Genomic DNA, 24,545 nt, shown 5'->3' with positions numbered 1-24,545 from the left:
CCGGGAGCTCGCAGTGTCGAGTACCCGTCATCACACGGTCCGGTGACTCGTCAGCCCGGAACCGGCGAGCTGCGACGATGCGGCCGCACGGAACCGCTACGCGGCCGGCCGAACCCCGGCAGTGCCAGCGGAAATCCGATTTTCCGGCGCATTCTCGAGCACGTCGTTCGAAGATCCACCTAAGTGGATCTCGATCGTTGCCGCCACGAAAGCAGGGCATTTCGCGCCTTCCATGCAACTTGCACGCACATTTCATCACCCGGATGACCGAACTGATGCCGATCGGGCCTTCAGCGGCAGTTTGCGCACCCGCTACGCTGCTGGCCTATTTGCCACGGACCCTGGCCTGGACGGCGCCGGGGGTAGAACATGGGTCCATCGAAGTGTGTCGTCGGAGCATAGGGGGGTCCCGCATTGACGCACGCCACCAGGAAAGACCCGGCGGGAGAGTTTCGCAGGACTCTCGTCGCCGCACTGGTCGACGTGCCCGTCACCGCCAGCCTCGCCGACCGCCGGCTTCTGATCAACCTGGTCAGGCGTGACGTGCGCACTTTTCCCGACGTCCCCGAGCGCGACCAGGCCCGCACTCACATCATCGAGATCATCCTGGCCTGCATCAGCACCCGGAACGGACTCCGCGCGCTCAAGGAGGCCCTCGTCGTCATGGCGCCGGAGGCGCCCGGCACCCGGCTGGCCGGCTCGCTCATCGACAGCGCGTCCCTGTCGAGCCTGCTCGTGCAGGGTGAGAGTCAGCAGGCTCAGGAGCTGCTGCGCCGCGCCGCCGGCGAGATGGCCGACCCCGCGAGGTGGCAGCGGGCCGCCCGGGCCGCGGACCCCGAGCTCACGCAGCCTTCCACCGACATCGCCCAGACGTTCGAGTCGCTGGCGGCGCGCGGCAACGGGCCCCGGAGCGCGGTCGCCGCCCTGACCTTCGTCCACCACATCTCCACCGAGGTGGAGGGGCCGCTACGGGCCGAGTTGACCTCGTGGGTCGAGCGGGTGGCGGAGCGACTCGACCTCGTCGAGGACGTGCTGCCGGCGCCCACACCTGCGACCAGCAGCGACGACGCACCGCCGGCAGAGTCACCGCACCAACCGGCCGCGATCGACACGAAGCAACGAACCCAGGAGCAGGATACCCCCAATGCGCGGGTTCGTCCGTTTACTGACCAAAATACTGTTATGGTCGATCCACTGAAAACGCGAGAATCGCTTATTTCTTCCGAAGTTTCCGACGGAGCCTCCGTGGAGGCCGATGCCGATGCCGCATCGGCGAACCAGGGCGACACGAGCACTGAGATTGGAGATGATATGGCTCCCGTCGCCAGCCGGAAGCTCGCCATGGAGAAGCTTCCGCAAGTCTGGGGCGATGTACCGCAGAGGAATCCCGACTTCACGGGTCGTGAAGAATTCCTCGAATTGCTCCACGAAGAACTCAGTATCCGAATGCAGACGGCAGTTCTGCCTCAAGCAATTCACGGCATGGGCGGTGTCGGGAAATCTCAGATCGCCATTGAGTACGTTCATCGCCACAGTCAGGAGTTCGACCTCGTCTGGTGGGTTCCGGCCGAGGATGTCGGCCAGATCCTCACCTCTTTGACCAACCTCGCGCGGCGCCTCAAGCTGGATGTCAGCCCGGAGGCGAACATCGCGGTTCCGGCTGTTCAGGAAGCATTGAGCACGGGATCCACGGGCTATCGTGACTGGCTTCTGGTCTTCGACAACGCCGAGGATCCCAAAGAGGTGCGACGATATTTCCCGACCGGCGGCGCCGGGCGCATCATCGTCACCTCCCGCAACCTCGAGTGGGAGAGAGGCACACGCGCCCTGGAGGTGGACGTCTTCACCCGGGAGGAGAGCGTCACCTTCCTGCGCAACCGCAATCCCGACCTCACCGACGACGACGCCGACCGCCTGGGCCAGGCGCTCGGTGATCTGCCGCTGGCGATCGAGGCCGCCTCGGCCTGGCGCGCGACGACCGGCATGGCCGTCGACGAATACCTGAAGCTTCTGAAGGACAAACGGCTCGAGCTCTTCGACGTGGACCCGCCGCCGGACTACCGGCTCACCGTCCGGGCCGCGTGGAGCATGTCGCTGGGCAAACTCGCCGAGAGCAATCCGGCCGCCCTGCAACTGCTGCAGGTCTGTTCCTTCCTCGCGCCGGAACCGATCTCCCGGGCGCTGTTCACCTGGTCCAGCGCGGCCGACATCACCACCGAGCTGGACGCGATGCTGCGCGACACCTACAGCATCGGGCGCGCCATCCGCGACATCACGCGACTGGCTCTCGCCAAATACGATCACCGGGCCAACACGCTGCAGATCCACCGCCTCATCCGGCTCGTGCTGACCGACAGCATGGACGAGGCTCAACAGGAGCGGATGCGCCGCGGCGCGCACACCCTGCTGGCCAACGCCAACCCGAGCGACCCGGGCCGCCGCGACTACTGGGACCGGTACGGCGCCCTGCGTGCCCACGTCGACGCCTCGGACGCCGTCAACTCGGACGATCCGCGGGTTCATCTCCTGGTCTTCGACGTCGTGCAGTACCTCTACTACTTCGGCGATCACAAAGGCAGCGAGACCCTCGCCGTCCAGGCCCATGAAGCGCGTGTCCGCGACCGGGGCCCCAGTGACGCGCACACGTTGCTTCTGGCCAAGTGGCTGGGCTGGATGTATTTCGTCAACGGCCGGTACGCGAAGGCGCGCGATCTCAACAGGAAGACGCTGGAGCTGTACCGGGAGGCCTTCGGCAACGACGACGAAGGAACGCTGAACGCGATGCTGACCGTCGCGTTGGACCAGCGGGTGAGCGGTGACTTCCGCGCCGCGTACGAACTCGACAAGCAGGCTTTCGAAGCCTGCGCGCGAGCCTTCGGCGACGACGACCCGGTCACGTTGCAGTGTGCGAACAACGTCGGGGTGGGGTTGCGGCTGCTGGGCAGGTTCCAGGAGGCGGAGAATCTCGATCGGCAGACCTATCGGCACCGCACGACGGTTCTCGGGACCGAGAACGACGCCACGCAGCTGTCCCTTTACAACCTGCTCATCGACAAGCGGGAATCGGGCGACTACGAAAGCGCGCGCAAGGACGTGGAAGAGGCGTACCTGCGCAGCATCGGCATCTTCGGCAAGGACGCTCCCGCAACGCTGCGGGTGGCCCGGGCTCTCGCGGTGGCGCGCCGCAAGGCCGGCGACCACCCCGGCGCCCTCCAGCTGTCGAGCGCGACCTTCGACCGCTATCAGCGCCGGTACGGCGACGACTACCCGGACACCATCGCCACGGCGCAGAACCTCGCGGTCGACCTTCGTCACGACGGGGACCTGGAGGGCGCACGGAAGCTGGGCGAGGACACGCTGGAGCGGTACCTGCGGCTGTTCGGCGCCAGGCACGCGTACACGCTGTCGGCTCGTACCAATCTGGCAGTGGTTCTCCGCCTCTGCGGCGACGCGACCGAAGCGCTGCGACACGACCGGGAATCCCTCGCCATCCTGCGCGAGACACTCGGCGACGCCCACCCGATCACCCTGATCTGCGCCACCAACTACGGCAGTGACCTGTACGCCACCGGTGACGTCCAGAAGGCGTTCGAGCAGGACACCGACACTCTGGCCCGATCCGAACGAGCCCTCGGAGCGGACCACCCGTCGACCCTGGCCTGCAGCGTCAACGTGGCGCTCGACCTGCGGGCCGCCGGACGGGTGGCCGAGGCGGATCGCGTCCTGTCGGACACTTTGGCACGGCTGCGGGAAGTGCTCGGTGAGCGTCACCCCGCCACCCTGAACGCTCTGCAGAACCTTCGAGCGGACTGCGACGTCGACCCGATGCCCCTGTGAGGACGGTCCGGAACGGATGACGCCGGGTCATGACCCGGCGTCATCCGTCACGTCAGTCCACGCGCAGCCCCGGGGGACCGGAACCTATGTTCGCGCGGGCGTGCTCGAGCTGGTCGAGCATCGCTGCCTGCGACTGCGCCAGCAGCTTCCGATCAGTCTCCCGCAACTCACCGAGGGACGTCACCGAAAGATCAACCAATTCCGTTTCGATCTCCGAATGATCGAGATCCACAGCGCTGATTCCCTTCTCGCGCCGGCCCGCGGAGCCGGCGTACGGCCCACCGGCCCGCATCGCGCATTCAGCCACGTCAGTGTCTCACACGGCGAGCGGGGGTAAGGAACAATCATCTCTACGCCCACCGGAACCGGCCTATACCGTAACCCTCGCGGCAACGAATCCGGGCGAATGTCGTGACGAGGCAGGAGCGGCGAAGATGCCACGAGAAGTGACTGCGGGAATCGTTACGGCGTTACCCCGGGAGTTCGCCGCCGTACGGCTGGTCATGAATGACGTCCGGGAACTCCGCGTGCCCGGCGACCCGGCTGGTTACCTGGTCGGCGACATTCCCAGCGCCGAACCCGCGGTCTCGCACCGCGTCGCCGCCACCTTGCAGACGCGGGACGGGACACGCGACGCGGCTGCCACTGTCACCAATCTGACACGGTCGTTTCCTTCGGCCCGAATAATTCTTCTGTGCGGGATCGCCGCCGGCGCGCCGCAGGCCGGCGTCCGTCCGGGAGACATCATCAGCGCCACCGAGGGCATCGTCGATTACGGGCACGTGCGTGCAGCGAACGGAACCCGGATTCTGCGCCGCCCGCCGGGGGTGGTCTCCGCGGCGATCCGGCGCGCCGACAACCACCTGGCGGAGCGGGAGATACGCGGGCAGCGGGGCTGGGAGCCGGCCCTGGCCGCGCTCACGGGCAGCGCCGCGTTCGCACCGCCTCGGGAACCCGGGCAGCCCGTCGTCCACCGTGGCGCCGTGGGCAGCGCGGACGTCCTGCTCAGAGACGCGGCGCTGCGGGACGAGCTGGCCCGCGAACACGGGGTCGTCGGTTTCGAGATGGAGGCGTCCGGGCTGGCGACCGCCGCCGGGTTGCACGGCCTCGAGTGGTTCATGGTTCGTGGCGTGTCCGATCTGGCCGATGCGGCGAAGGACGACGGGTGGCACGGCTACGCCGCGGCGGTCGCCGCGGCCTATCTGCAGGCCCTGCTCCAGGCGACGGCACCGATCGCCCCGAACCCCACCTCCGCGCGGCGGACCGGCCCGGGGACAGTGGCTGCGATGTCCCGCCTGGTCGACGGCATGCTCGCCGTGCGCGGGATGAGGGACGAGCACGAACGGCAGCGCCTGCTGGACGAACTGCCGGCTCACATCCGGTCCGCGGTCCCGTACAGCCCGACACCACGGACCCATGTCATCGCCATGGTCCGCACGTGTGACAGCTTCCCCGAGGGCGAGGACGCCTTGATCAGCGCGCTGGAACTGTTCCTGGGCAGCGCCTCACCGGAGTTCCAGCAGCTGGTGCACGTGATCCGGGAGAACTGGCGGCGCGGGTGACGTGGTCATGAACCACTCCCCCAGGTCCGGGCCAGCCACTCCACGAGTGCGGTGGGCCGGGCGTCCTGGTCGCGCAGGGCGAGGTGGACCGCACGGACGAGGGACGGATGGTCACGAAGGACCAGGCCGGCCGGCGCGTCGATCGCCAGGCCGAGGCCGGTCCACGCATCCAGATCGGCGGGATCGGCTTCGATCCGCTGCAGGAAGCAGGCGGCCGCCGTCGCGGAGTCACCACGCACCAGGGCGGCGTCACCGCCTCCGGCGGCACCCGTCCGGCCCTTCGCGAGCCACCGGCGAATCATCAGCAGCCTGGCCTGCGACCAGCGCTTCTCCCCGGCCACGACGCGATATCCGGGGTCCGGCACAGGCGCGTCCGCGCCTCGCGACCAGGCGGTGAGCAGCTGTTCGACGGCCGATCCGGACGGCTGGAGATGACGAAGGCGCCAGCCCGTGCGGTGCGCGGCGGCGGCCAACCGCGCTGACCGGTGTGCCGCCGTGGCGAACGAGTCCTCGCCCCAACCCCGCACACGCTCGGTCAGCCCGGCGATCAGGCGCTCACCGAGCGCGGTGAGGGCGCCGGAGCCATCGGCGACGGCCAGGGCCTGCTCCACCTGGGCCCGGGCGTACAAATATTCGAAAGCCGCGTAACTGTCGTGGGTGAGCCGGGCCTGGGTCCGCCAGAAGGACGCGATGCCGGCGAACGCGTAGATGCCCTGGACGAGTCCGGGCAGCGGCCGCGGATCATCCCGCCACGGCGCGTAGTACACCTCCTCCTGCCCGCCGGAGGTCACCGGCAACAGATGCAGCAGACCACCCAGCTGGATGTGGGCGAACTCGTGCACCAGGGCCACCGCCAGGGACAGCGCGTCGGCCGGCTCGGAGACCAGGACTCTGCCGAACGCTTCCCCCGTGGACGCGCTCCGGGTCTCGCCGGAGTCGTTGCCGGGCAGAGGCACGACGTCGACGACTCCGCCGGCCATCGCCCGCGCGGTTGCCGGGTGCGCTGTGCAGAGGATGTGCCAGGCGCCGGCCAGGAGCGGCTCCCATCGTCCGGCCTCCGCGGCGGAGAGGCGTCGCGGCTCGGTCGGATCACCCAGATCGCGGTACGGATCGATGTCGTCGAGCGTCACGTTCAGGACCGGATCGGTCCCGGCACTGATCCGGCGCAACTCCCACCACGTGGCGTCGCCGGGCGCGGCGGTGCCGTCGGCGGACAGATGCAGCTCGTGCTCGTGGTAGCGCAACGTCACGGCACCGTCGCGCGTCTCGGCACGGACCACGTCCCACGCCGCTGCTCCGGGGAGGACCGCCATCCCCAGCGTGGGCAGCATGACGGCGCCGTTGCGGGCCGGTACGGCAGTCGCCCACTCCCGGCCGTCACGCACGGCGGTCACGAATGCCAGCGCGTGCAGCATCCCCAGGTCCACCCACAGCGGTGCCGGGGCGCCGACGAAGCCGTGCAACCGGCGCAGGACGTAGGACGCCCAGCTGCCGACGCCAGGGTGCAGAAGGATCTGCCGGAACAGGTTCCGATCGGCGTCGTCGACCTCTTTCAGCAGATCCACGGCCGCGAGGGGCGCGGGCAGCGGGCCCATCAGCTCCGGACGCCGGGCTGCGGCCTCCAGGATCGCGTCGATCAGCAGGAGCCGGCGGCTGAACTCGGTCCGCCAGAGTTCCCCGGTCAGCTCGGCGCTGCCGTGCCCTCGGCACAAGAGCTCGAGGTAGGGCTCCTTGATACGGTGGTTCGACAGCGGCATGGACGCCCCCAGTGTCGTGATTACACGGCGTGCCGACCTCCTCCACAATAGGCATGCGATGCCGGCCGGCGCCTGATGCGGATCGATGCTCGGCAACTCCTCGCGCAGCGGCACGCGGGAAGTCGCGACAGAGCACGTCAATGTCTCGATAGTGAGGCCATCCGTCACATCCTCACGTTGTGCGTGTACCGTGCCCCGCGGACACGGACCACCATTTAAGACAATTGGGAGTGTGGCGTGGGTGGTGAGGCTGCGCATGGGCGCCCGGACGAGGGTGACGCTGACTTCGCTGGTCAGCGGGCCGCCTCGTTGCGGCGGATGTTCCCGAACCGGCCGCCGGCCCGGATCGCGGCGCCCGGGCCGATCAGGCCGGAGCCGGCCGCGGTCACCGCGGTGCCGGCGGCGCCCGAGCGCAAGCCCCGGCGCTGGGGCCTGGTGTTCACCGGCCTGCTGGTGGCGCTGATCGCCGGCGGTTCGGCCGCCGCGTTCCGGGTGGTGAGCGCCGGGCCGTCCGTCCCGGTCAGTGGCCCGGCACCGGAGGGCTTCCCGGTCGTCGCACCACCGTCGTTCGCGCCGTCCTCGACGCCGGCGCTCGCCGGCCTGCAGTCCGCGATCCGGGCCAACGTCCCGTCCGCCGCGCCGTCCGGGTCGTCCGGGCCGCCGCGGGCGGCCCGGACCCCGCACCAGGCGGTCCGCACCGCCACGCCGGGGGCGTCGAAGAGCCGCAGCGGGGCGAAGGCCGGCCGGATCACCGCGTATTCGGCCTGTTCGGCGAAGGGCGCGATCACCCTCCGGGCGACCTTCACCGGCACGTTCTCCTGGCACCATGTCTTCATCGACGCCGACGGTGACGCCGGCACCGGCTATCAGGGCGAGGAGACCGGTGGCCTGGGCGCCGAGTTCATGATCGAGGACGACCTGGCGTACCGGTCGACCGGCTCGCAGTGGGGCTGGGCCGAGTTGACCGGCGTCAAGCCGTTGATCTCCCGTTCGGGCGGCGCGTTCCGCTGGCAGCTGCGCCCCGGCAACGGGGCCGCGGCGGTCGTCTTCAACGGCGCCACCGACGACACCGACGTGTCCACCCCGGTGGTGCGGGTCAAGGCCTGCTGACCGGTCCCGCGAGTCCGGCCAGCGTGGCCGCGGCCCCGGCGGCCAGAGCGGCGGTGAGATCCGCGGCGGAGGGCACGTCGGTGATCAGGTCGACGCCCTCGCCCGCCCAGACCGGCAGTGGCGGGATCACGCCGCGCCGCACGTCGTCCTGATAGTCCTGCCGGGCCCGCGGGTCGGCGGCCAGCTCCGCCTCGCGGTCCCGCCAGCGGTCCAGGTACGGATGCCCGAGCGTGCGCGCCGTGTACCGCGGCGGCCACGCCGAGCCGCGGGCGATGTCGAGGACCCGGTTGCGGTCGGTGTCCTCGGTGCGCCCGCCGACGATGGCCTCGACCACCCGCGGTTCGGCGAGGGACTCGACGGTGGCCTGGAAGCGGGTGCCGATCAGCGCCCCGGCCGCGCCGAGCGCGAGGGCCGCGGCCACCCCACGGCCGTCGGCGATGCCACCGGCGGCGAGAACCGGCGCCGGCGCGGCGAGATCCACCACGACGGGTACGAACGGCAGCGTCGACCGTCCACGCCGGGCGCCGTGGCCACCGGCCTCGGTCCCCTGCGCCACGACGATGTCGGCGCCCAGGTCGACGGCCCGCCGTGCCTCCTCCAGATCGGTCACCTGGATGATCAGCAGCGCGCCGGCGGCCCGGACCCGCCCGGCGAACGGTCCCGGATCGCCGAACGACAGCATCACCGCCCGGGCGCCCGCGGCCAGCACCCGCTCCACCGGTTCCACCTCGGCCGCCCAGCTCAGGAAACCCGCGCCCCAGGGCCCACCGGCCGAGGCGACGATCGGCAACTCACGGTCCAGCCAGGCGCGGTCGCCATATCCCGCGCCCAGGATGCCCAGCCCGCCACCGCGGGTGACGGCCGCGGCGAGCGCGCCGCCCGACGCGCCGCCCATCGGTGCGAGGGCGATCGGATGGGTGATCCCGAGCAGCTCGGTGAAGGGCGTTCGCAGGCTCATTACTTCTCCCTACTCCGTCGCGTCCGGTTTGGTCGATCATGAGGCGGGTAGACTTGCCGAGATGTCGATGATGGCGGCAGTCTCCTACCGAACCGATCCCGACGGCGACACGGTCCACGCGACGATCGCCGGCGAACTCGACCTGGCCGAGGCGGACCTGATCCGGGACAGTCTGGCGGCCAAGGCCGCGGAGATGTCCGGCTCGCTCCTGCTGGTCGACGTCGCCGAGGTGACGTTCCTCGACTCGTACGCACTGGGCGCCCTGGTCAGCGCGCGCAACACGGCGGCCGGCGCCGGCGTCACCCTGCGGCTCGCCAACCCCTCCTATCCCGTCCGCAAGGCGGTCGAGGTGACCGGCCTGTCGGACGTCTTCGGTCTGGGAAAAGAACGGCCCGCCGGGGACGCGCCCCACGATGCGGGACCGGGCCCGCAGGCTTAGGGTTGATTCATGGGCGTCCGTACGTGGATCGAGGGCTGGCCGGTCTACCGGCAGCTCACGGGCACCGACCCGCTGGGCCGGGGAGCCGCCGCGCAGTCGCAGCGCTCGCGGGACCTGACCGCGCGCACCGAGACCGCCGACTCGATGGCCCGTTCCGTCTGTCCGTACTGCGCGGTCGGCTGCGGTCAGCGGATCTTCGTGAAGGACGGCGAGATCGTCCAGATCGAGGGTGACCCGGACAGCCCGATCTCCAAGGGCCGGCTGTGCCCGAAGGGTTCGGCCAGCAAGAGCCTGGTCACCAGCCCGCGCCGGGTGCGCACGGTGCTCTACCGCCGGCCGTTCGCGACCGACTGGGAAGAGCTCGACCTCGACACGGCGATGGAGATGATCGCCGACCGGGTTCTCGCCGCACGCGAGGAGACCTGGGAGGACGCCGACGACGAGGGCCGGCCGCTGAACCGGACGCTCGGCATCTCCAGCCTCGGCGGCGCCACGCTGGACAACGAAGAGAACTATCTGATCAAGAAGCTCTTCACCGCGATGGGCGCCATTCAGATCGAGAACCAGGCGCGGATTTGACACTCCGCCACCGTTCCCGGTCTGGGAACCAGCTTCGGCCGTGGCGGGGCCACCGGATTCCTCCAGGATCTGGCTAACGCCGACTGCATCATCATCCAGGGCTCCAACATGGCGGAGGCCCACCCGGTGGGCTTCCAATACGTGGTGGAGGCGAAGAACCGCGGCGCCAAGGTCATCCACGTCGACCCGCGGTTCACCCGGACCAGCGCGCTCGCGCACTCGTACGTGCCGGTGCGCGCCGGGGCCGACATCGCGTTCCTGGGCGGGGTGATCAACTACATCCTCAGCAACGAGAAGGACTTCCGGGAGTACGTGGTCGCGTACACCAACGCGTCCATGATCGTCAGCGAGGATTTCCAGGACACCGAGGACCTCGACGGCCTGTTCTCCGGGTTCGACCCCGAGCTCAAGGTCTACGACCAGAAGAGCTGGCAGTACGCGGGGCAGCAAGCAGGTCAGGGGCAGGACGAGCAAGAGGCGCACGACGACCGGGAGACCGCCTCCGGCCTGGAGCAGGAGTCGCACGGCCCGCCGATCCCACCGGACGTCCCGCGTGACCCGACGCTGCAGGACCCGCGCTGCGTCTACCAGGTGCTCAAGCGGCACTACGCCCGCTACACGCCGGAGATGGTGGAGCGCGTCTGCGGCGTGCCGCAGGACAAGTTCCTCGAGGTCTGCGAGGCGTGGACGGCCAACTCCGGGCGCGAGCGCACCACCGCGCTGGTCTACTCGGTCGGCTGGACCCAGCACAGCGTCGGTGTGCAATACATCCGCACCGGCGCGATCATCCAGCTGCTGCTGGGCAACATGGGCCGGCCCGGTGGCGGCGTGATGGCGCTGCGCGGGCACGCCAGCATCCAGGGCTCCACCGACATCCCGACGCTGTTCAACCTGCTGCCGGGTTATCTGCCGATGCCTCACCACGAGCAGCACGAGACGTTCCAGAAGTGGATCGCCGGCATCCGGCACCCCGAGCAGGCGGGCTTCTGGGCGAACGCCGAGGCCTACGCGGTCAGTCTGCTCAAGGCGTACTTCGGCGACGCCGCGACCGCGGACAACGACTGGGGTTACGACTGGCTGCCCCGGCTCACCGGCGACCACGGCACCTACCAGCAGGTGCTGAACATGATCGACGGCAAGGTGAAGGGCTACTTCCTGCTCGGCCAGAACCCCGCGGTCGGTTCGGCGCACGGCAAGGCCCAGCGGCTCGGCATGGCCAACCTCGACTGGCTGGTGGTCCGCGACCTCTTCATGATCGAGAGCGCCACCTTCTGGAAGGACGGCCCCGAGGTCGCCACCGGTGAGATCGTGCCCGAGCAGTGCCGGACCGAGGTGTTCTTCATGCCGGCCGCCTCGCACGCCGAGAAGGAGGGCACGTTCACCCAGACCCAGCGGATGCTGCAGTGGCGGGAGAAGGCCGCCGAGCCGCCCGGCGACTGCCGCTCCGACCTCTGGTTCTTCTATCACCTCGGCCGCATCGTCCGGGACCGGCTGGCCGGTTCGTCCCGCGGGCGCGACCAGGGCCTGCTGAACCTGACCTGGGATTACCCCGTGCACGGCGAGCGCGGCGACGAGCCGGACGCCGAGCACATCCTCAAAGAGATCAATGGGTACGACCTGAGCACCGGCGAGCTGCTACCCGGCTTCACGGGGCTCAAGGCCGACGGCAGCACCTCGTGCGGCTGCTGGATCTACTCCGGGGTCTACTCCGGCGGGGTCAACCAGGCCGCCCGCCGCAAGCCCGGCAGCGAACAGGACTGGGTGGCCCGCGAGTGGGGCTGGGTGTGGCCGGCCGACCGGCGCACCCTCTACAACCGCGCCTCCGCGGACCCGGAGGGCCGGCCCTGGTCGGAACGGAAGAAGTACGTCTGGTGGGACCCCGACGCCGGCGAGTGGACCGGGTACGACGTGCCCGACTTCGAGAAGACCAAGCCACCGTCGTACCGGCCGCCGGACGGGGCCACCGGTGTCGCGGCGATCTCCGGCGACGACCCGTTCATCATGCAGGGCGACGGGAAGGGCTGGCTGTACGCCCCGGCCGGCCTGATCGACGGCCCGCTGCCGACCCACTACGAGCCGGTCGAGTCACCGGTGCGCAACCCGCTCTACAGCCAGCAGGCGAACCCGACCCGCAAGGTGTACGACCGGGAGGACAACCCGGTCAATCCGCGGTCGGACGTGTTCCCGTACGTCTTCAGCACCAGCCGGCTCACCGAGCACCACACCGCCGGCGGCATGAGCCGTCAGCTGGCATACCTCTCCGAGCTGCAGCCGGAGATGTTCGTCGAGGTCTCCCCCGAACTGGCCGCGGAACGCGGGCTGGAGCACCTCGGCTGGGCGCACATGGTGACCGAGCGGGCCGCGATCGAGGCCCGGGTGCTGGTCACCGACCGGCTCACCCCGCTGCGCATCGACGGCCGGACGGTGCACCAGATCTGGATGCCGTACCACTGGGGCAACGAGGGCCTGATCACCGGCGACTCGGCGAACGACCTGATCGGCATCACCCTGGACCCGAACGTGCTGATCCAGGAGAGCAAAGTGGGCACCTGCGACATCCAGCCCGGGCGCCGCCCGACCGGACCGGCGCTGCTGGACTATGTCGAGGGATACCGGAAACGTGCGGAGGGTCATGGGTAACAACAGCCTGTACGGCCCCCTCGAACCCGCGCCGGACGCGGGCTGGACCGACGCGCCGCCGCGGATGGGGTTCTTCACCGACACCAGCGTGTGCATCGGCTGCAAGGCCTGCGAGGTGGCGTGCAAGGAGTGGAACGCGGTCCCGGACGACGGGTTCACCCTGCTCGGCACGTCCTACGACAACACCGGCGGGCTGTCCGCGAACTCGTGGCGGCACGTCGCCTTCATCGAGCAGCCGGCGGCCCGCTCCGGCGGCGGCACCGACACGCCGGGGGCGTTCGCCGGTCTGCCCACCGGACCCTCGGTGAGCGCGCAGACGGCGGTGACGGCCTCGCAGACCGCACCGGACACCGGCACCGCTCCGGGCGTACCCCCGGCTGTTGATGCTCTGGCGGCCGCCGCGACCATCGTTGCGCCGTCGCCCGCCGCACCGGCGAAGGCGGGGCCGCAGTTCCTCGGCATGCCCGGCAGCGACCTCCCCGGCCGCACCATGGACGCCCCGCGCAGCGACTTCCGCTGGCTGATGATGTCCAACGTCTGCAAGCACTGCACCCACGCCGGCTGCCTCGACGTCTGCCCCACCGGCGCGCTGTTCCGCACCGAGTTCGGCACCGTCGTGGTGCAGGAGGACATCTGCAACGGCTGCGGTTACTGCATCCCGGCCTGCCCCTACGGCGTCATCGACCAGCGCAAGGACGACGGCCGGGCGTGGAAGTGCACGATGTGCTACGACCGGATCGGCGACGGGCTCACCCCCGCCTGCGCCAAGGCCTGCCCCACCCAGTCCATCCAGTACGGCGAGCTGGACGAGCTGCGCGCCCGCGCCGCGCACCGGGTGGAGAAGCTGCACGAGCAGGGCGTCACCGAGGCCCGGCTCTACGGCCACGACCCGGAGGACGGCGTCGGCGGCGACGGCGCGTTCTTCCTTCTGCTCGACGAGCCCGAGGTGTACGGCCTGCCCCCGGACCCGATCGTGACCACCCGTGACCTGCCGGCCATGTGGAAACGGGCCGGTCTGGCCGGCCTGACGATGGCCGCCGCCGTGGTGGTCTCGTTCCTGGGAGGACGTTCATGAGCCCGCGTCATGGTGGAGGCGGCCGCGGTGGTGGCCGTGGCGGCGACCGGGCCGTGGTGCCGCCCGCCGACTTCCGCTCCTACTACGGCCGGCCGATCATCCGGCCGCCGGCCTGGCATCACGACATCGCGGCGTACCTGTTCACCGGCGGTCTGGCCGCCGGCTCGGCGCTGCTCGCCGCGGGGGGCGCCGCCACCGGCCGGCCCGCGCTGCGCCGCGCCGGCCGCACCACCGCGCTCGGCGCCCTGGTCGCCAGCACCTACTTCCTGATCAACGACCTGGGCCGGCCGGCGCGCTTCCACCACATGCTGCGGGTCGCGAAACCGACCTCGCCGATGTCGGTGGGCACCTGGATCCTGAGCGCCTTCGGGGGCGCCGCCGGCGTCGCGGCGGTCGCCGAGGCCGCCCCGCTGCTGCCCGAACGCGGCGTGCTCGGCCTGGCCCGCCGGGTGCTGCCGCCGGTGGGCACCGCCGGGCAGTACGGCGCGGCCGCCCTCGCCCCGGCACTGGCCACCTACACCGCGGTGCTGCTGGCGGACACCGCGGTGCCCAGCTGGCACGAGGCGTACCCCGAACTGCCGTTCGTCTTCGCCGGCAGCGCCCTGGCCAGCGGCGCCGGCGTCGGCCTGATCGCCGCACCCCGCGCCCAGGCCGGCCCGGCCCGGCGGATGGCCGTCCTCGGCGCCGGCCTCGAACTCTGGGGCGCGCACCGGGTGGAAACCACCAAGGGCCTCCTCAGCGAGCCGTACACCACCGGCCGCGCCGGAAAATATCTGAAGGCCGGACGCGCGCTGACCGCGCTGGGCGTCGCGGGAGCGGTGCTGGGCCGGCGCAGCCGGGTGGTGTCGGCGCTGAGCGGGCTGTCGCTGCTCACCGCGTCGCTCGCCACCCGCTTCGGCATCTTCGAGGGCGGGATGGCGTCGGCGAAGGACCCGAAATACACAGTCGTGCCGCAGCGCGAGCGACTGGCGAACCGGCAGGCCCCGGCCGCCCCCGAACAGTCCCGTCCCCCATCAGCCGCCGATGCGGGCCTGCCGATTTCGCACGACGGACATATGTGACAGCACGGGCGGATGCGGCACGGTCGGCTGCGAGCGGGCCGGCTCAGCCGACGATCACGGTGATGCCATCGCGGGCCGGGAGCAGCTCGCCGATCACCGGGTAACCGGGGACCTCACCGGCCACGAGCAGGCCGCCGGAGGTCTGCGCGTCGGCGAGCAGCAGCAACTCGTCCTCTGCGGTGCCGCCGCCGTCCAGGTGCGGGCGGACCCAGTCCAGGTTGCGGCGGGTGCCGCCACTGACGTACCCGTCCGCGAGAGCCTGCCGCGCCCCGTCCAGATAGGGCACCGCGGCGGCGTCCACACGCGCGGTCACCCCGCTCGCCCGGGCCAGCTTGTGCAGGTGGCCGAGCAGCCCGAACCCGGTCACATCGGTCGCGCAGACCGCGCCGGCCTTCAGCGCCGCCTCCGCGGCGTCCCGGTTCAGCATGGTCATCGCCGCGACAGCCTGCGGGAACACCTCACCGGTCTGCTTGTGCCGGCTGTTCAGCACGCCGACACCGAGCGGCTTCGTCAAAGTCAGCGGGATCCCGGCCGCCCCGGCGTCGTTGCGCATCAGCCGGGCCGGATCGGCGACGCCGGTGACAGCCATCCCGTACTTCGGCTCCGGGTCGTCGACGCTGTGCCCCCCGGCCACGTGGCAGCCGGCTTCCCGGGCCACGTCCAGGCCGCCGCGCAGCACCTCGGCCGCCAGCTCCATCGGCAGCACCTCGCGGGGCCAGCCCAGCAGGTTGACCGCGACGACCGGGACGCCACCCATCGCGTAGACGTCGGACAGTGCGTTCGCCGCCGCGATCCGCCCCCAGTCGTAGGCGTCGTCGACCACCGGCGTGAAGAAGTCCGCGGTGGCCACGATCGCGGTGCCCGCGGCGATCCGGACGACCGCGGCGTCGTCACCGTCGTCCAGGCCGACCAGGAGCTCGCCCGGTCCCTGCGGCGGGGTTGCCCCGACCAGGCCGGCCACCACCGACTCCAGCTCACCGGGCGGGATCTTGCAGGCACATCCGCCACCGTGGGCGTATTGGGTCAGCCTCGTCACCCTCGCACTTTCGCACACCCCGGGCCACCTCGCCCGGCGGAGATCCCGGGCCCCGCCGCGCCGGCGGCGAGGCCCAGGACGGCGACCCGCGGGTCAGCGTTTGAGCGTGAAGGTGAAGTCGCCGGAGAGCGTGCCGCTCAGCCGGACCGTCGACACGAGCCTCCCTTCGGTGAGCAGCCTCTCGACCTCGGCCCGCGGAAGGCCACATCCGTCAGCGATCAGCCGCAGCGGCCGGACCGGGATCCGCGCCGCGAACCGGACCGAGACGTCGAGCACCTCCACGGAGCCCGAAGGCTCCGAACTGCCGGTGTCGAGACGCCAGGCACCGTCCCAGTCCAGGGTGATGCGGTTGCGGCGTTGCAGGACCGGGTCCTGCAGCAGCGCCGCGGTCAGGCCGGGATCGTTGGCGTGCAGCCGGTCCAGCAGCTCCGGCCGGATGGAGCGCACGTTCGTACGCTCCAGAATGGTCAGCTTCGCCGTCTCCCCGCATCCGGTGCAGAGCACCAGGAGCCAGGCGTCGAGAAGCTTGTGGTTGGCGTTGACACGGAATTTGCCGCTCGCCCGGAAGCGGCCGGACGCGCAGCCGTGGCACCGGCGGCGAACGAGGGGCAGGCAGGTGGGTATGACAACCCAGTTCTCGAGCACAGAAGTACACCGATTCTGTGAGAAATCCGCAGCAGGAAGGAGCGCGGCGCGCAAAACGCGACGCGCGACAGATCAGCGCTCGGGAGGTCTCACAGGGTGTACAACGGCACGTCCTTGTCCGGACAACACGGTCGCTGGCACGGTAAGGGCGCCCCGCGTCGCGGCGCCACCGGATTTCCGCGGCCCACGCCCCCCACGACCGCAACCAGTGTGTGAAGTTGAGGTGCGGATCCGACCACAACTTCACACACCGGTGCGGGCGCTCGGCAGGTCTGGAGCGGCGTGCCCCGGTGCCACACAATGACGCGGTGAATCGGATCAGGCGGTGGGTACGGATCGCGGCCGGGATCACCGGGCGCGCCCCCGGGAACGCCGGCTACGGGCGGCCGTCGCCGGCCGGACCGTGCTGGTCACCGGCGCCTCCGAGGGCATCGGCGCGGCGACCGCCCGCCGCCTCGCCAGGGCCGGGGCCACCGTGCTGCTGGTGGCGCGCACTGTCGAACGGCTGGAGCAGGTCCGCGCGGAGATCGAGGCGGCGGGCGGGCGTGCCGTCGTACACCAGGCTGATCTGTCTTCCCCGGACGCGGCGGCCGCGCTGGCCGCGGACCTGGTGGCGCGCTATCGCCGGATCGACGTCGTGGTGAGCAACGCGGGCCGGTCGATCCGGCGCTCGGTCGCCGACACCGCCGACCGGTTCCACGACAACCAGCGCACGATGAGCCTGAACCATCTGGGGCCGGTCCAGTTGCTGCTGGTGCTGCTGCCGGCGATGCGGGCGACCGGCGGCGGGCACGTCGTCAACGTCTCCACCGCCGGGCTGTCCCTGCGCTCGCCGAACTGGTCGGCATATCTGGCCTCGAAGGCGGCCTTCGACACGTGGCTGGGCAGCGCGGCCGTGGAGTTGCGGCGCGACCGGGTCACCGTCAGTACGGCGTACCTCAATCTGGTCCGCACCCGGATGAGCGCGCCGACGCCGCACTACCGCCGGGCCCCGGCGATGTCGGCGGCCGAGGCGGCGGAGATCGTGTGCCGCGCGGTGGCGCACCGGCGGTCGTGGTGGCCGTGGTGGGCCCGGATCGGCGTGGTCGTCTCGGCGGCGATGCCGCGCACGGTGGAGCGGGTGCTGGCGGCCGGGGTCCGAGCCGTCGACGCGGTCGAGCCGCTGCGGGTGCTGGCAGCGACCGGCCTGTGGCGCCCCGGCCGGCTGATGCGGCTGCTGCGCGCGGGCCGACGGCATGGGCGCAGCCTGGCCACCGCACTCGCCGCCGGGCCGCCCGCCGGGCTCGCGCTGGTGGACGCGGACGGGCCGGTCACCTTCCCGGAGCTGGACGCGCTGGCCGGGGTGTGCGCGGCGAACGCGGCCGCCAGGCTCGGTGTGCGGCCCGGCGACCGGGTCGGCGTGGCCTGCGCCGGCCACCGGGGCTTCGTGGCGGCGGCGGCCGGGCTGGCCCGGCTGGGCGCCGACGTGGTGCTGCTCCCGCCGGACCTGCCGGCCGGGCGTCTCGCCGAGGTGCTGCGCCGGGAAGAGGCCACCGCGCTGGTGCACGAGCCGGGCGCGACCACTACCGACCTTCCCGCGATGACCTGGCCGGACCTGCTCGCCGGGCCCGCGGCGGCGCCCGCACCGGCGCGGCCGCCCCGCCCCGGCCGGATGTACGTGCTGACCTCCGGCACCACCGGGGTGCCGCGCAGCGTGTCCCGACCGCTGCCACTGGGCATGCTGCTCGGCCCGGTGACCACCCACCTGAGGCTGACGCCGGTGCGCCGCGGCGAGCCGATCGTGGTGGCTACCCCGCCGCACCACGGGTACGGCCTGACCTATCTCTGCGCCGGCCTGATCCTGGGCGCCCCGGTGGTCCTGACGCCCGCGGACGCGCCGGAGCGGATCCTCGACGCGGTTGCCGAGCACCGCGCCGGCCTGCTGTTCGCGCTGCCGCTGCAGCTGAGCCGGATCTGCGACCTGCCCGCCGGCCGGTGGCCCGCCGTCGACTCGCTGCGCGGTGTGGTCAGCGGCGCCGCCCCGCTGACCGCTGCCCTGTGCGAGCGGCTGCGCGAGCAGTTCGGGGACCGGGTCTTCAACATGTACGCCACCACGGAGGCCGGCTGGGCGGCGATGGCCACCCCGGCGGACCTGCGGGCCGCCCCCGGCACGGTCGGCCGGGCGCCGCGCGGGGTGCGGGTGCGGATCGCCGAACCGGACGGCACGCCGCTGCCGCCGGGGCGGATCGGCGAGATCCAGGTCCGCGGCTGGCACCCGGACGGGCGCTGGCTGGGCACCGGCGACCTCGGCCACGCCGACCCGGCCGGCCGGCTGTTCGTCGACGGCCGACTCGACGACATGATCGTCTCGGGCGGGGAGAACGTCTTCCCCGGCCCGGTCGCCGCCGTCCTGACCAGCCACCCCGACGTCGCCGACGCGGTGCTGGAGCCGGTCGCCGACGCCGAGTTCGGGCGGCGGTTGCGGGCCACCGTGGAGGTCCGCCCGGGGCGTTCGCTGACCGCCGGCCAGCTGCGGGAGTGGCTGCGGCCGCGGCTCTCCCCCGCCGAACGGCCCCGCGACATCACGATCGTCGCGGAGCTGCCCCGGACCGCTACCGGGAAGCCGGTCCGCTCTTCCTGAGCTCGAGAATGTAGGCGGCGGTGAGCGCGACGCCGCGGTCCTGGTCACCGGACAGCTCCCGCAGGGCACGGGACGCCCCCTCCCCCGGGATGTCCGCGAGCGCCTGGGTCAGCCGCCGGCGGGCGGACGAGTCGGCGGCGTCGGCGGCCAGACGGGTGACCAGGCCGGTGACGATGCGGTCGGTCACCGCGGGGTCGGCGGCCAGCGCGCTCAGCGCGTCGGCGGCGTCCACGTCGTTGACCTCGTGGACGATCATGTCGAGGAGCGTCGGCACCGCCTGCGCGCCGCCCCGCGCCCCGAGCGCCAGGGCCGCGCACCTGCGGACCTCGACGTCGGAGCCGGCCAGGGCCGCCCGCAGCAGCCCGGCGGCCTGATCGCCCGGGATCTCCGCGATCGACTGGACGGCCCGCTTGCGCACCGCGGCCACCGGCGCGTCGAGACCCCGCGCCAGCAGGGCCAGGCTGTCGTCGCCGGCCTGCGTCAGCGCCCAGCGCAGCGCACCGGCGACGTTCGGGTCCGACTCGGTCAGTGCCGCCTCGACCAGGGCCTCCACCGGCACCGGGCCCGCGGACAGGGCGGCACGCTGCCGCTTCCCGGCGCTCTCCGAGCCGAGCGCGTGCAGCAAGGCGACGGTCCGCAGGACGTCCGCCCAGTCCGCGGGCTCCGCGGCGCCGACCCGGCGCAGAGACGTGAGCAGCTCGGTCTCGGCCGCGATGCGCTCCCGGGTTCGGCGGATCAGGTCGTCGACAAGGCCCGCGGGCGTGAACGCGGGATCCTCAAGCGCCCGCCCGACCTCCCGCAGCGACAGCCCCAGCGACCGCAGGCTCTCGATGTGGAAGATCCGCCGGATGTCCTCGGTGGAGTACTCCCGGTAGCCGGCATCGCTGCGCCCGGTCGGCCGGACCAGGCCCAGCGACTCGTAATGCCGCAGCATGCGGGCGCTCACCCCGGAACGCCGCGCCACCTCGCCGATCAACACTGCCGTCTCACCCCCCTTCACCCCTCGAAGCCGGGCGCTCCCCGGGCCATGACGCGCGTCGCCTCCGCGACGGCGAGTTCGAACCCGGCGTCCGGGTCCCGCAACAGCCGTTCCGTGGCGATCGCGTGCCGGCGCACCACCGGCTCGTCACTCGCCGCCGCCACGCGCAGGGCCGGCGCGATCACCTCGCCGAGCCCGGTCAGCGCCCGGCTGAGACTCATCTGCGTCTCCCGGCCGCCGCGCCCGAGCTGGCCCACCAACAGCGCGGCAAGCTCCGGCTCCTCGCCCGGCGGAACCAGCACCACCGCCGCCCGCCACGCGCTGCGCGCCACCTCGTCGTCGGCGTCGGTCAGCACCGGCCGGGTGATCGCCGGCCACGCCCGCCTGTCCCCGATCTTGGACAGCGTGTGCAACGCCTGGCTCCGCGCCTGCGGACGTGCCGACCGCACCTGCTCGACCAGCCGGGGCACCGTCACCGCCGCCGGATGCCGGGTGAGCGCCCAGGTAAGCATGTCCCGGACGAAGAAGTCGGTCTCGACCGCGCACCGCTCGACGAGCACGCCGACCACCTCCGGGTCCGGACTCGAACCGACCGCCAGCGCCGCCTGCAACCGCACCGACGGGCTGTCGCTCTCCAACCCCCGCAGGGCTTGCGTCGTGGTCACCGCAACCACCTCCTCGCACCCCAGTGAAGACCTTGCCACAGTGTCAAGGTCAAGGTCCTTCTTCGGGTACGCGCAAAGCTGTCCCCCCGCACCAGGCCGTCCCTCAGCCGGCCAAGCTGCCGGCCTCGGCCGGCCAAGCTGTCAGCCTCAGCCGGCCAAGTTGTCGGCCTCACCCGGCCAAGCTGTCGGCCTCGGTCGCCGAGGTGTCAGCGGAAGGCGTCGACGTTCCGCGCGGCCCACGCGGCGAACGGCCGGGGTGGCCTGCCCAGGATCTCCGCCACGTCCGGGCTGATCCGCTGCTCCCGCGCGGTCGGCGTGCCGAGGATCGCCAGCGTGCCCTCGACCACCGCGGGCGGCATGAACCCCAGCATCTGCTCGTGGGCCTCCGCCGGCGTCTGCTCGGCGAAGTGGACCGCCTCGCCCAACACGGCGGCGAGATCGGCGGCCCGTTGGCGCGGCGTGCTCAACGCCGGACCGGTCAGCTCGTAGGTGCGGCCGTCGTGCCCGCCCTCGGTCAGCACGGCAGCGGTCACCTCGGCGATGTCGTCCGGATCCACCACCGGCAGCCCGACGTCGCCGAACGGAGCGGCCACCCCGCGCCCGGCCCGCACCGACGCGGCCCATGCGAAGGCGTTCGAGGCGAACCCGCCCGGCCGCAGAATCGTCCAGCCGAGACCGGACCGTCGCACCAGATCCTCGATCGCGCGCAGCGGCGCGTGCGACACCGCCTCCGGCCGGGTGCCGGCCGCCTGCGAGGACTGCAGTACGATGCGCCGCACCCCGGCGGCCGCGGCGACCCGCAGGAGCTCCGGCATGTCTAGGCTCGCCCCCGCGCCCTCCACGAGCAGGAACATCGCTTCCGCACCGGCGAGCACCGGGCGCAGGCTTTCCGGCCGCTCCAGGTCCGCGCGATGATGGCGGACCCCGTCCGGCACCGCGACCGGACGACGGCCCCGGGACACCGCGGTCACCTCCGCACCCGCCGCGGCCAGCACCGGCACCAGTGTCCGGCCCACGTTCCCGGTCGCACCTGTCACCACGATCATGTCTGTCTCCCCGTCCGGGCCACGTCGTTCGCGCGGCCCGACGGAGACGCTAGTAGCGTCGATATAGTAGGTACCCAGAGGATAGTAATGGGATTGTGACGGAGGGCACATGCAACGATCGGCGATCCCCGAGCTGGCGTGTCCGGTCGCGCCAGTCGTGGACATCGTGTTCAGCCGCTGGACGACACCCATCCTGTGGACCCTCCACGAACACGGCCGGCAACGGTTCGTGGAGCTTGCGCGCCGCCTCACCACCATCACACCGAAGGTGCTCACCCAGCGGCTGCGCCAGCTCGAACGCGACGGGCTGGTCGCACGCACCTACTACGCCGAGGTGCCACCCCGCGTCGAGTACGAGATCACCGAGCTGGGCGCCAGCCTGGGCCCCCTCTTCGCCCACCTGGCCACCTGGGCCGACACCGGCCTCCCGGAGGTGGAACGCGCCCGCCATGCCTACGACGCCCGCCGCTGAGCCGGCGCGGGCGAGACCGTACCGCCTGCTACGCCCGCCGCTGAGCCGGCGCGGGCGAGACCCGGACCGCCTACCATGCTCCCGATGAGCGCCCCTGGAACGCGACCCGACGATCTCCCTCCGGCTCTAGCCCGGGCGGAGGAGGCCCTGCGGCTGCTGTCCGGCCCGCCGATCCAGCTCGACGCCGCTGCCAAGCGGCTCCCCCGGGGCGGCGGTGTCTACGCGTGGTGGGCTCCCCCCGCGGTCCTTCCCGACCTGCCCGGGCCCGCGAACGTAACCGACCCCTCCCTGCGACTGCTCTATCTCGGCCGGGCGACCAGCCTGCGAGGCCGGATCCTGCGCAACCACCTGAGGCGGTCCGGCAGCTCGACCCTGCGCCGTACGCTGGCCGGGCTTCTGACGTCCGAGGATTACCGGACCACCTGGACCGATCGTGTCGTCCTGGTGCCGGGGGACGAGGCGCGGCTCACCGCGTGGATGTCCACGCACCTGCGCCTGACGTGGGCCGAGGACGTCGAGCCGGTGAGCGTCGAGGCCGAGCTGGTCCGCCGCCTGCACCCGCCGCTGAACGTCAGCGGCGTCGATCCCGCCCACGTCCAGGCGGCCGTGGTCGCCGCGAAGAACGCGTACAACGCCTCGTGCCGGCCGGCCGGGGAGCCGGCGCCGTGAATCTCAGCGGGCGGCCAGCGGTTCGAGGACCCAGCGTGCGTGATCGGCCGGCTCCACGTTGCTGCCGCAGATGACCGTGGCGACGCGGCGCCCGGCGAAGCGCCCCCGATCCGCCAGCAGTGCGGCGATGCCCAGGGCGGCCGACGGCTCCACGACGAGGCCGGCGTGCTGGTAGAGCAGCCGCATACCCTCCTTGATCGACTCCTCGGTGACCAGCGTGACGTCGTCGAGCACCACCAGCAGGTCGTCGAGGACCTCCGGGATCGGGCAGCGGCCCGCCACGCCGTCCGCGATGGTGTCGAGGGAGTCGGTCTCGATCACCCGGCGCTGCTGCCAGGACCGCGCCATCGCGGGTGCGCCCAGCGGCTGCACGCCGATCACCTCGACGTCGGTGCCGAGGGCGCGCGCCACGTAGCCGACGCCGCTCGCCAGCGCTCCGCCGCCGAGCGCGACCAGCACGACGTCCAGCCCGGCGACGTCGCGCAGCAGTTCGAGGCCGATGGTGGCCGCGCCCTCGCAGGTGGCCAGGTCGAGACTGTCCTCGACGAGGTACGCCCCCTGCTCGGCGGCCAGCTGCCGGGCCCGGACCCGGGCGTCCTCGATGTCGGCGCCGGCGAGCTCGACGGACGCGCCGAGGGCGGCGATCTGGCGCAGCTTGAGCGGGTTCGCGGTGTGGCTCGCCACCACGGTGACGGCGATGCCGTGGCGGGATCCGCTGTATGCCAGGGCCTGCCCCAGGTTGCCGGCGCTCGCACAGACCATCCGGGAGACACCGGCCTCCAGTGCCCGGGCCGCAACGGTCTCCGTGCCACGGCCCTTGAAGCAGCGCACCGGGTTGACGGTCTCCACCTTGAGCGTCAGCGAACAGCCGAGCAGTTCGCCGAGGGACGTGGCCGGCAGCGCGGGCGTGTCGAGGAAGACGGGATCGATGACCGCGGCCGCGTGCCGGATCCGGTCGAGGTTCAGCCGGACGTCCGCCGTCACCGGGCGGCGCGCCATTTCGCCCGCCACTGCGGTGCGTCCCACGGCTCACCGAAGTAGATGGTCTCGCGGGCGATCCGCTCGTCGCGGAACTCCAGGATGTCGACGCCGAACTTCCACCGGCCCTCGTCGTAACGCAGGCGCAGCTCGGCGGTCCACAGGTCGGCCGCCCCGCGGAACCGGTCGACCCGGAACTCGACGCCCGACGGGTAGCCGTTGCGCCAGGGCTCGAAGTTGGCCACCCCCTCGAAACGCTCACCGGACTGCGGGAACTCCAGCACCGCGTCAGGGTGATAGACGGAGTGGTCGTTGGTGTCCAGATTCTGCCGCAGGGCCGCGAGCGCGGCGTCACGCTCCATCCCCCGACGGTACGCCGGATGAGCGCGCCGCGGGCCCGCCGGTTACGGTGATCGG

At 72.0% G+C, this 24,545-nt stretch carries 19 protein-coding genes and 1 pseudogene; 10 read left to right on the top strand and 10 right to left on the bottom strand.

Going from position 1 to position 24,545, the window contains the following annotated elements:
- Positions 1-414 precede the first annotated feature (414 nt).
- Complete coding sequence (gene fxsT / locus AC0NH5_RS12085) at positions 415-3,837, top strand: FxSxx-COOH system tetratricopeptide repeat protein (RefSeq protein ID WP_474402777.1); 3,423 nt, start codon at positions 415-417, stop codon at positions 3,835-3,837.
- Positions 3,838-3,889: 52 nt separating this feature from the next.
- Here fxsT and AC0NH5_RS12080 read toward each other — a convergent pair whose 3' ends face one another.
- Positions 3,890-4,069, bottom strand: coding sequence for a hypothetical protein (locus AC0NH5_RS12080; protein ID WP_474402776.1), 180 nt, complete (start codon positions 4,067-4,069; stop codon positions 3,890-3,892).
- Between the two features lie 202 nt (positions 4,070-4,271).
- Between AC0NH5_RS12080 and AC0NH5_RS12075 the strand changes: the two genes are divergently transcribed.
- Positions 4,272-5,399, top strand: a complete 1,128-nt coding sequence (locus tag AC0NH5_RS12075; RefSeq protein ID WP_474402775.1) for an effector-associated domain 2-containing protein — start codon at positions 4,272-4,274, stop codon at positions 5,397-5,399.
- Between the two features lie 5 nt (positions 5,400-5,404).
- Here AC0NH5_RS12075 and AC0NH5_RS12070 read toward each other — a convergent pair whose 3' ends face one another.
- Positions 5,405-7,156 carry an HEXXH motif domain-containing protein gene (locus AC0NH5_RS12070; protein WP_474402774.1) on the bottom strand — a complete coding sequence of 584 codons (1,752 nt, stop codon included), beginning with the start codon at positions 7,154-7,156 and terminating at the stop codon, positions 5,405-5,407.
- Between the two features lie 237 nt (positions 7,157-7,393).
- Here AC0NH5_RS12070 and AC0NH5_RS12065 point away from each other — a divergent pair, with 237 nt between their 5' ends.
- Entirely contained in the window at positions 7,394-8,266 is an 873-nt protein-coding gene (locus tag AC0NH5_RS12065; protein ID WP_474402773.1) for a hypothetical protein, read from the top strand.
- Here AC0NH5_RS12065 and AC0NH5_RS12060 read toward each other — a convergent pair.
- A complete protein-coding gene (locus tag AC0NH5_RS12060) occupies positions 8,253-9,224 on the bottom strand; it encodes a nitronate monooxygenase (protein WP_474402772.1) in 972 nt (323 codons plus the stop codon). The genes AC0NH5_RS12065 and AC0NH5_RS12060 overlap by 14 nt on opposite strands.
- 61 nt (positions 9,225-9,285) lie before the next feature.
- Between AC0NH5_RS12060 and AC0NH5_RS12055 the strand changes: the two genes are divergently transcribed.
- The 4 genes and pseudogenes from AC0NH5_RS12055 (at position 9,286) to nrfD (ending at position 15,018) form a co-directional block, all read left to right on the top strand.
- Entirely contained in the window at positions 9,286-9,663 is a 378-nt protein-coding gene (locus AC0NH5_RS12055; RefSeq protein WP_474402771.1) for an STAS domain-containing protein, read from the top strand.
- Positions 9,664-9,672: 9 nt separating this feature from the next.
- A pseudogene (gene fdh / locus AC0NH5_RS12050) lies at positions 9,673-12,867 on the top strand (formate dehydrogenase); the annotation flags it as partial.
- A 7-nt stretch (positions 12,868-12,874) separates the two neighbouring features.
- A complete protein-coding gene (locus tag AC0NH5_RS12045) occupies positions 12,875-13,957 on the top strand; it encodes a 4Fe-4S dicluster domain-containing protein (RefSeq protein ID WP_474402770.1) in 1,083 nt (360 codons plus the stop codon).
- Positions 13,954-15,018: an NrfD/PsrC family molybdoenzyme membrane anchor subunit gene (gene nrfD, locus AC0NH5_RS12040; RefSeq protein ID WP_474402769.1), complete on the top strand. Its 1,065-nt coding sequence runs from the start codon at positions 13,954-13,956 to the stop codon at positions 15,016-15,018. The genes AC0NH5_RS12045 and nrfD overlap by 4 nt, the downstream gene beginning before the upstream one ends.
- Before the next feature lie 43 nt (positions 15,019-15,061).
- Here nrfD and selD read toward each other — a convergent pair whose 3' ends face one another.
- Both selD and AC0NH5_RS12030 read right to left on the bottom strand, forming a co-directional pair.
- On the bottom strand, positions 15,062-16,072 hold the full coding sequence (selD, locus tag AC0NH5_RS12035; RefSeq protein WP_474402767.1) for a selenide, water dikinase SelD: 1,011 nt from the start codon (positions 16,070-16,072) through the stop codon (positions 15,062-15,064).
- A 75-nt stretch (positions 16,073-16,147) separates the two neighbouring features.
- Complete coding sequence (locus AC0NH5_RS12030) at positions 16,148-16,699, bottom strand: DUF1062 domain-containing protein (RefSeq protein ID WP_474402766.1); 552 nt, start codon at positions 16,697-16,699, stop codon at positions 16,148-16,150.
- Positions 16,700-17,024: 325 nt separating this feature from the next.
- Here AC0NH5_RS12030 and AC0NH5_RS12025 point away from each other — a divergent pair, with 325 nt between their 5' ends.
- The gene (locus tag AC0NH5_RS12025) at positions 17,025-19,319 is read left to right on the top strand and encodes an SDR family NAD(P)-dependent oxidoreductase (RefSeq protein WP_474402765.1); all 2,295 of its coding nucleotides are present in this window, start codon (positions 17,025-17,027) and stop codon (positions 19,317-19,319) included.
- Here the strand turns inward: AC0NH5_RS12025 and AC0NH5_RS12020 are convergent.
- From AC0NH5_RS12020 to AC0NH5_RS12010, 3 genes are all read right to left on the bottom strand, one after another.
- A complete protein-coding gene (locus AC0NH5_RS12020; protein ID WP_474402764.1) occupies positions 19,291-20,298 on the bottom strand; it encodes a MerR family transcriptional regulator in 1,008 nt (335 codons plus the stop codon). The genes AC0NH5_RS12025 and AC0NH5_RS12020 overlap by 29 nt on opposite strands.
- Positions 20,299-20,315: 17 nt before the next feature.
- Positions 20,316-20,963: a HEAT repeat domain-containing protein gene (locus tag AC0NH5_RS12015; protein ID WP_474402763.1), complete on the bottom strand. Its 648-nt coding sequence runs from the start codon at positions 20,961-20,963 to the stop codon at positions 20,316-20,318.
- Between the two features lie 206 nt (positions 20,964-21,169).
- Positions 21,170-22,009 (bottom strand): NAD(P)H-binding protein, encoded by an 840-nt coding sequence (locus AC0NH5_RS12010; RefSeq protein WP_474402762.1) that lies wholly within the window; start codon positions 22,007-22,009, stop codon positions 21,170-21,172.
- Between the two features lie 109 nt (positions 22,010-22,118).
- Between AC0NH5_RS12010 and AC0NH5_RS12005 the strand changes: the two genes are divergently transcribed.
- The gene (locus tag AC0NH5_RS12005) at positions 22,119-22,481 is read left to right on the top strand and encodes a winged helix-turn-helix transcriptional regulator (protein WP_474402761.1); all 363 of its coding nucleotides are present in this window, start codon (positions 22,119-22,121) and stop codon (positions 22,479-22,481) included.
- An 84-nt stretch (positions 22,482-22,565) separates the two neighbouring features.
- Positions 22,566-23,150 carry a GIY-YIG nuclease family protein gene (locus tag AC0NH5_RS12000; RefSeq protein WP_474402759.1) on the top strand — a complete coding sequence of 195 codons (585 nt, stop codon included), beginning with the start codon at positions 22,566-22,568 and terminating at the stop codon, positions 23,148-23,150.
- Positions 23,151-23,153: 3 nt separating this feature from the next.
- Here AC0NH5_RS12000 and AC0NH5_RS11995 read toward each other — a convergent pair whose 3' ends face one another.
- Together AC0NH5_RS11995 and AC0NH5_RS11990 are read right to left on the bottom strand one after the other, a co-directional pair.
- The gene (locus AC0NH5_RS11995; RefSeq protein ID WP_474402758.1) at positions 23,154-24,176 is read right to left on the bottom strand and encodes a threonine ammonia-lyase; all 1,023 of its coding nucleotides are present in this window, start codon (positions 24,174-24,176) and stop codon (positions 23,154-23,156) included.
- Positions 24,131-24,490 carry a nuclear transport factor 2 family protein gene (locus tag AC0NH5_RS11990; protein ID WP_474402757.1) on the bottom strand — a complete coding sequence of 120 codons (360 nt, stop codon included), beginning with the start codon at positions 24,488-24,490 and terminating at the stop codon, positions 24,131-24,133. The genes AC0NH5_RS11995 and AC0NH5_RS11990 overlap by 46 nt, the downstream gene beginning before the upstream one ends.
- Positions 24,491-24,545 lie beyond the last annotated feature (55 nt).

The sequence above is a fragment of the Actinoplanes sp. 13 genome (assembly GCF_056134165.1).
The sequence above is the reverse complement of the archived record's forward strand: the minus strand, read 5'-3'. Positions and strand labels throughout refer to the sequence as shown.